General features: G+C 41.0%; 11 protein-coding genes and 2 pseudogenes. 4 read left to right on the top strand and 9 right to left on the bottom strand.

Translation table 11 applies throughout. The features are described 5' to 3' along the window. Positions 1–386 precede the first annotated feature (386 nt). Complete coding sequence (locus ODU45_RS09280; RefSeq protein WP_105178724.1) at positions 387–725, top strand: helix-turn-helix domain-containing protein; 339 nt, start codon at positions 387–389, stop codon at positions 723–725. Positions 726–761: 36 nt separating this feature from the next. On the opposite strand, the gene gatB is transcribed toward ODU45_RS09280, so the two are convergent. The 8 genes from gatB to ODU45_RS09240 all read right to left on the bottom strand — a co-directional run bounded on the left by gatB (position 762) and on the right by ODU45_RS09240 (position 8,405). After that, positions 762–2,201: an Asp-tRNA(Asn)/Glu-tRNA(Gln) amidotransferase subunit GatB gene (gene gatB, locus ODU45_RS09275; RefSeq protein ID WP_398581187.1), complete on the bottom strand. Its 1,440-nt coding sequence runs from the start codon at positions 2,199–2,201 to the stop codon at positions 762–764. Continuing rightward, a complete protein-coding gene (gene gatA / locus ODU45_RS09270) occupies positions 2,201–3,667 on the bottom strand; it encodes an Asp-tRNA(Asn)/Glu-tRNA(Gln) amidotransferase subunit GatA (protein WP_398581186.1) in 1,467 nt (488 codons plus the stop codon). The genes gatB and gatA overlap by 1 nt, the downstream gene beginning before the upstream one ends. Continuing rightward, entirely contained in the window at positions 3,667–3,969 is a 303-nt protein-coding gene (gene gatC / locus ODU45_RS09265; RefSeq protein ID WP_205014632.1) for an Asp-tRNA(Asn)/Glu-tRNA(Gln) amidotransferase subunit GatC, read from the bottom strand. Before gatC ends, gatA begins: the two co-directional genes overlap by 1 nt. Before the next feature lie 216 nt (positions 3,970–4,185). Beyond that, complete coding sequence (locus tag ODU45_RS09260) at positions 4,186–4,860, bottom strand: hydrolase (protein WP_105159074.1); 675 nt, start codon at positions 4,858–4,860, stop codon at positions 4,186–4,188. 187 nt (positions 4,861–5,047) lie between these two features. Beyond that, the gene (gene rplS / locus ODU45_RS09255; protein ID WP_011921928.1) at positions 5,048–5,395 is read right to left on the bottom strand and encodes a 50S ribosomal protein L19; all 348 of its coding nucleotides are present in this window, start codon (positions 5,393–5,395) and stop codon (positions 5,048–5,050) included. Positions 5,396–5,706: 311 nt separating this feature from the next. Then, complete coding sequence (locus ODU45_RS09250; RefSeq protein WP_174853958.1) at positions 5,707–6,237, bottom strand: isochorismatase family cysteine hydrolase; 531 nt, start codon at positions 6,235–6,237, stop codon at positions 5,707–5,709. A gap of 12 nt (positions 6,238–6,249) precedes the next feature. Next, entirely contained in the window at positions 6,250–7,038 is a 789-nt protein-coding gene (gene codY, locus ODU45_RS09245; RefSeq protein WP_029172019.1) for a GTP-sensing pleiotropic transcriptional regulator CodY, read from the bottom strand. A gap of 152 nt (positions 7,039–7,190) precedes the next feature. After that, positions 7,191–8,405: a pyridoxal phosphate-dependent aminotransferase gene (locus ODU45_RS09240; protein ID WP_205014668.1), complete on the bottom strand. Its 1,215-nt coding sequence runs from the start codon at positions 8,403–8,405 to the stop codon at positions 7,191–7,193. Positions 8,406–8,559: 154 nt separating this feature from the next. Between ODU45_RS09240 and ODU45_RS09235 the strand changes: the two genes are divergently transcribed. Continuing rightward, positions 8,560–9,012: a universal stress protein gene (locus ODU45_RS09235; protein ID WP_398581185.1), complete on the top strand. Its 453-nt coding sequence runs from the start codon at positions 8,560–8,562 to the stop codon at positions 9,010–9,012. Positions 9,013–9,027: 15 nt separating this feature from the next. Here the strand turns inward: ODU45_RS09235 and ODU45_RS09230 are convergent. After that, positions 9,028–10,393 (bottom strand): annotated as a pseudogene (locus ODU45_RS09230) (Cof-type HAD-IIB family hydrolase). Positions 10,394–10,462: 69 nt separating this feature from the next. On the opposite strand from ODU45_RS09230, the gene ODU45_RS09225 reads away from it, so the two are divergent. Then, a complete protein-coding gene (locus tag ODU45_RS09225) occupies positions 10,463–11,422 on the top strand; it encodes an asparaginase (protein ID WP_398581184.1) in 960 nt (319 codons plus the stop codon). Positions 11,423–11,568: 146 nt separating this feature from the next. After that, positions 11,569–11,750 (top strand): annotated as a pseudogene (locus ODU45_RS09220) (ISL3 family transposase); the annotation flags it as partial.

Genomic DNA, 11,750 nt, shown 5'->3' with positions numbered 1-11,750 from the left:
GTATTTGGTAGGATGAAGGGTGTTTTTGGCGTGCGCAGAGTCCATGTCAGAGGTCAAAAGGTGGTTGAAACTGAGATAGGATTCCTCCTAATGAGCATGAATCTCACGAAATTGGCTAAGAAATTAGTCCAAGATAGTAGAAGCAGAAAGAAAAACACAGACAGTTCGGCTGAATTTCATCAGAATCAGCTTGAATCTATCTGTGTTTTTTATTTACTGGCTAGTTTTTGCCCAGTCTCTTGATATATGTAGTATATCAAGCTATTCTAAATTATTTTACCATTTAACAGTGCAAAACACAACGCTTTTTTCTGTATATAAGTGTAATTTAGCATACTTATTTTTTACCACATTAATCTTTACAATAGTAAGAAAAGGTATAAGATATGGAACAAGACAAATTGCAGGCTTTCATTGCCAAAAGAATACGGTACTTAAGACTTCAAAAAGGGTTAAGTCAGGAAAAGCTTTCTGAACTCGCAGAACTTGGTTCGAAACATGTTCACAATATTGAAAATGGTAAATATAATTTTCAGATTCAAACCCTAAGTAAAATCATTAATGCTCTAGAGATAGATGAAAAAACATTTTTTAACTTTGAATTCCCAACACAAGATAAAGAAGTTGATAATATCCTTAAACAAATAGAACAATTGCCCTCTGAGAAACGACATGATATTATTTCAGCTTTAAATACATTATTATCCAATATAAATAACCGCTAAGATACAAACATCCTAGCGGTTTTCTTCTATTCAATTTTAATCCAACAACTTAGCCAATTCCTGAGCCAAGAGTTGTTGTGCAACTTGTGGGTTAGCTTGTCCCTTGGTTGCTTTCATCAAGAAGCCTGTAAAGGCCTTATCGGCATTGCGTTTGCCAGACTTGAAGTCAGCAACTGCTGCTTCGTTATCCGCAAAGACTTGGTGGATAATCGGAATCAAGACCGCTGGGTCTGAAATCTGTACCAAGCCAGCTTTCTCAACGTAAGCCTTAGCAGAGCCACCTTCTTTGGCCAAGTGAACAAAGACTTTCTTGGCAATCTTAGATGAAATAGTTCCATCCGCAATCAAGGCAATCATCTCCACCAAGTTTTCAGGTGTTAAGGCGATTTGCTCAATAGTCTTACCTTCAGCATTGAGGAACTGAGCCACTTCACCCTGCAACCAGTTGGAAACTTGTTTGGCATCGCCACCTGCTACCACTGCTGCTTCAAAGAAGTCGGACAGAGCCTTGGTAGACGTCAACTGACCAGCATCATAGGCGGTCAAGCCCAAGTTTTCCACATAGTAAGAACGGCGAGCCTTTGGAAAGACTGGCAATTCTGCACGCACTTCCTCAATCCAACTACCATCAATCTCATAGAGCGGTAGGTCTGGCTCTGGGAAGTAACGGTAGTCAGCTGACCCTTCTTTGACACGCATGAGAATGGTTTCACCAGTAGATTCATCGTAACGGCGAGTTTCCTGCTGGATTTGACCACCTGAACGCAAGATTTTTGCCTGACGTTCTACTTCATGCTGCAAGCCCTTACGAACATAGTTGAAGGAGTTGAGGTTTTTCAACTCAGTCTTGGTACCAAATTTTTCTTGACCATAAGGACGAAGAGAGATGTTGGCATCCACGCGCATAGAACCCTCTTCCATCTTCACATCTGAAATACCAGTGTATTGGATGATTTCCTTGAGGGCTGTCAAATAAGCATAGGCCTCCTCAGGCGAACGCATATCTGCTTCTGATACAATCTCAATCAAGGGAACACCCTGACGGTTGAGGTCAACATAAGAATAGCCATCTGTTCCGTGGGTATTCTTACCTGCATCCTCTTCCAAATGCGCACGCTCGATACGGATTTTCTTGGTTGATCCGTCCTCTAGCTCAATCTCAATCCAACCATTGTAGCCGATCGGCTCATCAAACTGGGAAATCTGATAGGCTTTGGGGTTATCAGGATAGAAATAGTTCTTGCGGTCAAAGTGCATTTCCTTGTGAATGTCCATGTTCAAGGCCAAGGCAGCTTTGATCCCCGCATCCACAACACCCTTGTTAAGAACAGGAAGAACACCTGGGAAGGACCAGTCAATCACGTTGGTATTGGCATTGGGATCCTCACCAAAATGAGCAGATGAAGGTGAGAAAATTTTCGAGTTGGTATTCAACTCCACATGGACTTCTAGACCAATAATCGTTTCAAAGTTCATTAGTTAGCACCTCCAAAAATCACTGGTTGTTGCTTGTGGTAGTCTGTCGTCGCTTCAAAGGCAGCAGCCACTTGGTAAATGGTTTCTTCTGAATACTTTGGACCAATCAACTGCAAGCCGACTGGCAAGCCTTCCACAAAGCCAGCAGGAATGGAAATACCAGGAAGACCTGCCAAGTTGACAGGAATGGTCAAGAGATCCGCCAAGTACATAGCTACAGGATCATGGTTGAGCGTGTCCAAACCAAAGGCAACCGTCGGAGCTGTCGGCCCCAAAATCAAATCATAGTCCGCAAAGACTTTTTCAAAATCCTGGATAATCAAGGTCCGCACCTGACCAGCCTTCTTGAAGTAGGCATCGTAGTAACCTGATGACAAGCTAAATGTACCTAACATAATGCGACGTTTGACTTCTTCACCAAAACCTTGGCTACGGGTTTTCACGTAAATCTCATCCAAATTGGTCGCATCTTCTGCACGGAAACCATAACGGATACCGTCAAAACGTTGCAAGTTAGACGAAGCCTCTGACGAAGCAATGATGTAGTAAACGGCAACCCCATACTTAGAATGTGGCAGGCTGACTTCCTCGATAATCGCTCCCAAGCTTTCCAAGTGCTTAGCAGCCTTGAGAATGGTTTCCTTGACCTGCGGATCAATCCCTTCGCCCATGTATTCTTTTGGCAGAGCAATCTTCATCCCCTTGATGTCCTGACCAATCTTGCTAGTGAAGTCTGCAATTTCATTGATCGTTGATGTTGCATCCTTGACATCATGACCAGAGATGACATTGAGCAACTGGGCATTTTCCTTAACTGTCTGTGAAAATGGACCAATCTGGTCAAGAGATGAACCAAAGGCAATCAAACCAAAACGGGATACCGTTCCATAGGTCGGTTTCATACCAACGATACCATTAAAGGCCGCAGGCTGGCGGATGGAACCACCTGTGTCAGAACCGAGTGACAAACGGACCTGACCAGCAGCAACTGCAGCTGCCGAGCCACCTGAAGAACCACCAGGAACTTTTGTCTGGTTCCAAGCATTTTTAGTCGGTTTGAAGGCAGAATTCTCATTAGAACCACCCATTGCAAACTCATCCATGTTAGTTTTACCAACTATAATCATATCTTTTGCATAGGCCTGAGCAACCGATGTCGCATCGAAAATCGGCTCGTAGTTATAGAGCATTTTTGACGCTGCTGTGGTCAAAATTCCCTTAGTAGAGATATTGTCCTTGACTGCCAAAGGAATCCCTGCCATAACATTGTCCGCATCAATCCCTTTTTCATCAAGGGCCGCAGCCTGCGCCAAGGCCGCATCTTCTGTGATAGTCAAGAAAGCATCCACAGCTCCCTCACGGCTCTTAATATCTTCCAAAGTTGCCTTGGTCAACTCAACCGCAGAAATCTCCTTTTTGACAAGGAGGTCATGCAATTCATCAATGGTTTTATTGTTAAACGTCATTAGGCATCTCCTCCCCCGTCTAGAATAGCTGGTACCTTGATAAAGTGATCTTGTGATTCAGGCACATTTTTAAAGAGCTCCTCACGGCTCTCACCTTTCTGGGCAATATCTGCTCGCAAGACATTCTTACGGTCAGCCATAGTGGTCGTTACCGCAACACCTGTCGTATCTACTTCATTGAGCAATTCAACCATATCGACAATCTTGCTCAAACTTGTCGCAAATTCCGCTGTTTCTTGATCCGAAAACTCCAGCTTAGACAGCTTGGCAACGTGACGGACTTCAGCTTCAGAAATCTTCATTCTTACTTTCCTCCTAATGGAAATCTATCTTCCTATTATACCATATTTCCAGCCCCAGACAAAGGTAGAAATGACCTAATATGTTACCTATTTCCTCCTAAAAATCCGTTCTTTAAATTGCGAAGTATTCCTAATCTCACACCGTAAAACGATAAAAAACAGCAAGTTTCATCTAGCAATAAAACTTACTGTTTGCTTAGCCTATCTTTTTATGAACTAATCCTTTGCATGTTTGCGGTATTTTTCCATTTTCCCTTTAAAAAGCTCTCCATTACTTGGTGCTGTATAGGAAACAGCATTGGCTCCAGCTTCGATAACCCGACGAATAGACTCCTCAGTCGGACCACCAGTCGCAATAATTGGAAAGTCAGGGAAAGCTTCTCGAATCTTCTTCACAATCCTTGGCGTTTCCACACCGCAAGAAACATTTAAAATATCTACTCCTGCTTTAATCCGTGAGGTTAAATCAGACTTTTCAGAAACAACTGTATAAATGATAGGAATATCCACTACTTTATTGATTGCCTCAATCGTTTTTACATCCGTTGGTCCATTTACCACAACAGCGTATGCTCCCTCCGACTCAGACAACAGACTCATATTAGCTGAACGCATACCTGTCGTCAAGCCTCCACCAACACCAGCCAAGACTGGAACTGACGCAACCAACATAATACTTTTGATAATAGCTGGACTGGGCGTAAATGGATAAACAGCCAAAATAGCATCTGCGTTGTGATTGGCAATAATAGACACATCCGTTGTAAATAAGACTGAACGAATGCGACGACCATAAATACGAATTCCACTACATTCCTTGATAACTTCTGGCATCTGAACAATATCCTGCCGTAAATCTGATAAAACAGATGGAATAAACTGTTCGCTCATCCGCAACCTCCTCTATACTAGCTACAATAATATATAGTATAACATATTATTTCATGGAAGATACACAAAAACAATCCATTTTGCCACTGCTTTCACAATTAAGTACTTTTTCAACAGATTTTTTTAAAAAAAGAGACAGCTTTCGCTGCCTCCCATTTCTCCGACCAAAATAGTCTGTAGGACTATCTTAACGACGGATTTCTTTGATACGTGCTGCTTTACCTTGCAATGCACGTAGGTAGTACAATTTAGCACGACGTACTTTACCGTAACGTACTACTTCAATCTTATCAACACGTGGAGTGTGGATTGGGAATGTACGTTCAACACCTACACCACCAGAGATTTTACGTACAGTGTACATTTCTGAGATGCCTTGACCTTTACGAGAGATAACAACACCCTCGAAAATCTGGATACGTTCGCGGTTACCTTCGACAACCTTAGCGTGAACACGCACAGTGTCACCAGGACGGAATGAAGGGATGTCAGTACGAAGTTGACCTTCTGTCAAACTTTGGATCAATGGATTCATTTTATTCTCCTATCTTTGTCAATCTTAGGTGCTTTTAAACCCAGCGGATAAACTGTATTTTTGTGCGTCCATTACACACAGACTATATTATACACCAAGTAATCACCTATGTAAAGCATTTTGATAAATTTATCATGGTCAATCACACCGCTTCTTTTACCAGAATCAGACTGACGACGTAGTTGTAGATGGAACTGAAGTTCATCAAGCTAAGTCAACAAGGTCTGAGTTTGATTTTCGAAGAGTGTTAATGATACAGATTCCTGTTGGAGAAAAACGAAAAACCAGTCCACAGACTGGTCACTATACTATTAGTCAATGATTGTCGCACCAAGTACATGACGCAAATGGTTGAGAGCAAACTGATGATTCTCCTCCGTCAATGCAGCAATGGCTGATGAGACCACCTCAATACGATACCCCTTATTATAAGCATCAATAGCTGTATGAAGAACACAAATATCAGATAAAACACCCGTCAAGACAACCGTATCTACACCACGTTCTCTTAGTCGAACATCCAAATCCGTCCCAGAAAAAGTAGAATAATGACGTTTATCCATCCAACGAACACGCGCATGCCCTTTATGTTTTTGATAAAAATCTGCTAAAGGACCATACAAGTCACGCCCTTGCGTCTCAATAATACTATGACTTGGGAAAAGCTGAGCTTCAGGATGAAATTCATCCCCCTCCTCATGACCATCAATCACAAAGAAAATGTAGTCTCCATTTTCAAAAGCTTCTTGTGTAACCTGAGCAATTCGTTCAGAAATAGCCTGAGCTGATTTTCCAGCAGTCAACTTTCCTTCATCTGCTACAAAATCTATTATATATTCAATGCTTTTGTCATTTTAGTAGTCACGTTTCTTAATTTCATCAAAAATAGCTGGGATGAGAACCTTCAAATAGGTTCCTTTCATACCAAGCGAACGACTTTCAATAATCCCCGCACTCTCCAACTTACGCAAAGCATTGACAATGACCGAACGAGTAATACCGATACGGTCCGCAATCACAGACGCAGTCAGCTGCCCCTCATTGCCACTCAACTCACCCAGAATAGCCGCCACCGCCTTCATCTCAGAATAAGAAAGCGTATTTACCGCCATATTGACCGCAGCGCGACGACGAATATTCTTCTCATCTTCTTCCCGTTGGAAATTAAGCAACTGGATACCAACTACTGTTGCTGCAATCTCAACCAAAATCAAATCATCATCGTGAAACTGCTCATCATTCCGCCAAATAATAAGCGAACCAAAACGAATTCCCGTCACATGGATAGGGGCTATCGTTGTCAGACCATTTGGATAGGTCGATCGTGATTCAACAGGGATGGCAGTCAACTCGCTCTCGACAGGCAAGTTAACCTGCGTATCATAAACCTGCGCGACTGCTTTTACATATCCTTCTGGGAATTGTTTATTTTGGAAAAATTCTTCCACACGATCATTGTTTGTCTCGTAACTCATGTGGTATCCCAAAACTTCACCTTCGCTATTAATAATGCAAGAATTGCAATCAATAATAGCTGATAGATGTTCAGCAATAGCATTGTAAGGCAATTCTTCTGCCAATTGCTCTTCGGAACGCTTCAAAATAGAAGTAATATTCCGTGTCTTCTCTAATAATGTTGTCATATTTTCCTCTTTACTCTGTAATTGCTTTCAGTATAGCAAAAAATACATAAAATTTCAACAATTATCAGAATATTTACCGTTGTTAGAAAAACACAAACAATTTCATCCAAGCAAAAAGAAAGAGGCTGATTAACACTCAGCCTAAAATTCCATTATCTACGATATTGTTGCAAGAATCGTGACATTTTTTCTTGGATTTCTGCCAACTCATCCACACGTGGTAAATACACAATACGGAAATGATCTGGATCCTTCCAGTTAAAACCTCGACCATGGACCAAAAGTACTTTTTCTTGCTTGAGGAAATCCAATACAAATTGTTCATCATCATCAACTCTGTACATCTCACAATCAATTTTTGGGAAGACATACAGACCAGCCTTAGGTTTTACAGCAGAAAGCCCCGGAATATCATTAATCGCCTTGGTAATAAACTCCCTTTGTTCATATAAGCGTCCGCCAGGCATCAAGAGTTCATCAACCGATTGGTAACCTCCCAAAGAAGTTTGAACAACCTGTTGCGCCAAAACGTTTGAACACAAACGCATATTGGACAACATATTCAAGCCTTCAATGTAACCTTTTACATGCTTTTTCGGACCAGATAAGACCATCCAACCTACTCGGAAACCACAAATACGATGCGATTTAGACAGTCCATTCATCGTCACAACAAATAAATCTGGAGCCAGTGTCGCAATAGGGATATGAACAGCTCCGTCAAAGACCATACGATCATAAATCTCATCAGAGAAAATAATCAATTCGTGTCTACGAGCAATATCAATGATTCCTTCTAAAATTTCTTTCGGATAGAGAGCACCCGTTGGATTATTTGGATTGATAAGGACAATTGCCTTGGTTCGAGAAGTCACCTTGGACTCCATGTCTGCCAAATCTGGATACCATTCAGCTGCTTCATCACAAACATAGTGAACAGCTTTACCACCAGCCAAACTAACTGCGGCAGTCCAGAGAGGATAGTCTGGCATTGGCACCAACACCTCATCACCATTATCTAGCAAACCTTGCATAGACATAACAATCAGCTCACTCACACCGTTTCCAAGATAAATATCTTCAATATCAACATTTGGAAATTTCTTTAGCTGACAATACTGCATGATAGCCTTACGTGCAGAAAAAATTCCCTTACTGTTCGAGTATCCCTCTGATTTACGGGCGTTATGAATCAAGTCACGAATAACTTCATCTGGAGCAGTAAAACCAAATTCTGCAGGATTCCCCGTATTCAAACGTAAAATCTGCTCTCCATTGGCACGCATGCGCATGGCCTCTTCCAAAACAGGCCCACGAATATCATATGCTACATCATCCAATTTTGTTGACTTGTTAAATTGCTTCATGTCGTCACCTCGACTTTCTATCTTTTATATTGTACTGTAAAAGCAAAAAAAGTACAAGAATCCTTTACATTTTCTCTTAAAAGGCTTATAATAAAAATGTAAGGAACTGCTCTACCTATTTCGGGACAAAGCTCTTCTGAAAGGAGTGATTATTATGACACAATCTTACAAAACAATACTCGTCGCTGTAGACGGCTCTAAAGGAGCAGAATTAGCTCTTCATAAAGCCATTCATGTCGCACTACGCAATCAAGCACGTCTGATTATCGCCCATGTGATTGATACCCGTGCTCTCCACAATATTGTTGCATTTGACGCCTCTGTCTATGAATCTTTAGAAAGAGAGGCGGAGCTCCTCCTCGAAGAATACAAACAAGAAGCCCTCAACGCCGGACTGACCGATGTACAGATTCGCATTGAGTTCGGTAACCCTAAAACCCTCCTGGCTATCGATATTCCAAAGGAAACTGGTGCAGATCTTATGCTACTTGGAGCAACTGGTCTAAATGCCTTTGAACGTCTCCTAATCGGATCCTCATCCGAATATATCATGCGCCACGCAACTATCGATTTACTCATTGTTCGCGATGGAGAAAAAAGTTTATAAACCAAAAGACTTGATTTACGAATCAAGTCTTTTCATCTGTCTTTTCAACTCTTCCTGAATCTTTTCCTCCGGCGCAAACCGTTCTTCCCAATCATCAGGTTTTAAAATTTTATGGGTAATTGGATCAAAATGGGCCTTCCCATCTGGAAATGTTTTCCCCATATTTGCAGTATGGACTATCTGAAAAATTGGTTCTGGATCAACCCCCATCAAAACAAACGAACCATATGTAAAATAAAGAATATCCAGCAAAGCATCTACCTGATCCTGCATCGAAACCCCGAAACTTCTCTTGCCAGATACCTTAGCAGCAGCAGTATCTAAATCTTGATGAAGTTGTTGAATAAAATCATGAAACTCAACTTCAGATTCTGAAGCTGCATGTAGAAATTCTACCAACTCCTCCAATTTAAAACCAGCGCGATGCAAAGCCGTCTGTCCATCATACACACTGGGAAGTTCTTGGGTTTCACCATCCATTAAAAAATGAAAATCCTTTACCCTATTAAAATTATCGTCCTTGCTCTGAAACATCTTATCCCTCAATCACACCAAAATGAATTAATGCCTTATAAATCCCATCACGATTATTTGTATCTGTAACAAAGGAAGCTGCTTGTTTAACCTCTTTCGTCCCATTTCCCATCGCTACCGAGTGCTGAATTTCATTCAACATTTCAAAATCATTATTAGAATCTCCGAATACCATAACTTCATCTAACTCAAAACCATATCGTTCTGCAACCTTTACAATACCCGATAATTTTGAATTTCCCTTACTGATAATATCAGTCGCATAGGGACTCGAACGCGTAAAAGACAAGTTCGGAAAGAGCACCTCCAATGATTGCGTCTCCCTTTCCGTCGTCAGCAACATCAGCTGATAGATTGGTTGAAAGAGAAAACCTTTCAAATTCGTTTCCTGTTGAGGACTGATCCAACGTACCAAGCGATTGAAAATAAAGTTTATGATTCCAGCCCAGGACTCCGGAATCATACGCGTCACACGATATGCAAAATTTCCTGTTCCAGCACTCATAATCTTACTACCAAATATGCCTTTAGCAGTTCCAAAAGATAAATCCTTATGGTGAGTTTGCGCATACTCCATAATTTGTTCAATTTGCTTTGGCTCTAAACTCTGACTATAAATAACTTCTTCTCTTGAAAAAATATATTGACCGTTATAAGCAATGGCCAAATCTAGCCCTAAACTAGCCATATACTGCAAAACAAAACGAGGGTCACGTCCTGTAGCTAGACCAACTAAAATTCCCTTCTCTTTCAAAGCATTAATGGCGAGAATAGTTGAACTACTAACCATACGATTGTCAGTCAATAAGGTACCATCAATATCGAAAAATACAGCCTTTATCGTCAACCAACTCACCTACTTTCTAATAATTATGTTACAATTAGTATATCACACTTTGAAAGAAACTGAAAATTTATGAAAAAAATTCTAGTATTGCATACAGGTGGAACCATTTCTATGCAAGCCAATCATCAGGGTGAAGTTGCATCGAGTAAAATCAATCCAATGACCCAAATTGATAGCCCACTAGAAGAAATTCAAGTGACATCCTTGGATTTTCTCAATGTTCCAAGTCCACACATTCGCTTAAAACATATGATGGCTCTATACCAAAAAATCAAAGAAGAACAAATGAACTTCGATGGTTTTGTCATTACACATGGCACAGATACTTTAGAAGAAACTGCCTATTTCCTTGATACAATGGCTATTCCAGAAAAACCAATTGTATTGACCGGAGCCATGCGTTCCTCAAATGAACTAGGTAGCGACGGGATTTATAACTACCGAACAGCCCTACGTGTAGCTGCTGATGATAAGTCCGCAGATAAAGGTGTTCTAGTGGTCATGAACGATGAAATTCATGCTGCTAAATATGTTACAAAAACGCATACCACCAATGTCTCAACTTTTCAAACACCAACCCATGGACCACTGGGCTTAGTCACCAAACGAGAGATTCTCTATTTTAAAACTGCTGAACCACGTGTTCGATTTGACTTGTCAACAGTCACAGGAACGGTCCCAATCATAAAAGCTTATGCAGATATGGACTCCATCCTCCTTGATTCTCTCACTGCAAGCTCAATTTCCGGCTTAGTCATTGAAGCACTCGGCGCCGGAAATCTTCCGCCTACCATCCTTCCAGCCATTAAGAAACTCCTTGATCAAAAGATACCCATTATTCTGGTATCTCGCTGTTTTAACGGAATTGCTGAGCCTGTCTATGCCTACCAAGGAGGTGGCATCCAACTGGAACAAGACGGCATTCTATTTGTTAAAGAATTGAATGCTCAAAAAGCCCGACTCAAACTCCTTATCGCTCTCAATGCAGGCTTGGAAGAGCAAAGCTTGGCAGATTACATCCAAGGTTAATCGCTGACGAACTATACAATATGGGCTCTATAATTTCTGTAGTGGGTAAAACCACCGTGGAGATTATGGAGCCTTTTTGAGTATAGAAAAAAAGTCCCATATGACCTATAATGAAAAGCGACGAAACTCACATTAGAAAGACTCATATGGAACAACTAAATCTTATCACAAATTTTCTCAGAATTAAAGACAAAAATATCATTATCACTGATGAATATGATATGGGAACTCACTTAGAACTCCACGGTCACTTGGATTACACAGCCCCTAAATGCCCTTCCTGCAAGGGACAAATGGCAAAATACGATTTCCAAAAAGCCTCCAAAAT

The organism is Streptococcus sp. 2022WUSS135 (assembly GCF_044427045.1).
In the GTDB taxonomy this organism is placed as follows: domain Bacteria; phylum Bacillota; class Bacilli; order Lactobacillales; family Streptococcaceae; genus Streptococcus; species Streptococcus hashimotonensis.
The sequence above is the reverse complement of the archived record's forward strand: the minus strand, read 5'-3'. Positions and strand labels throughout refer to the sequence as shown.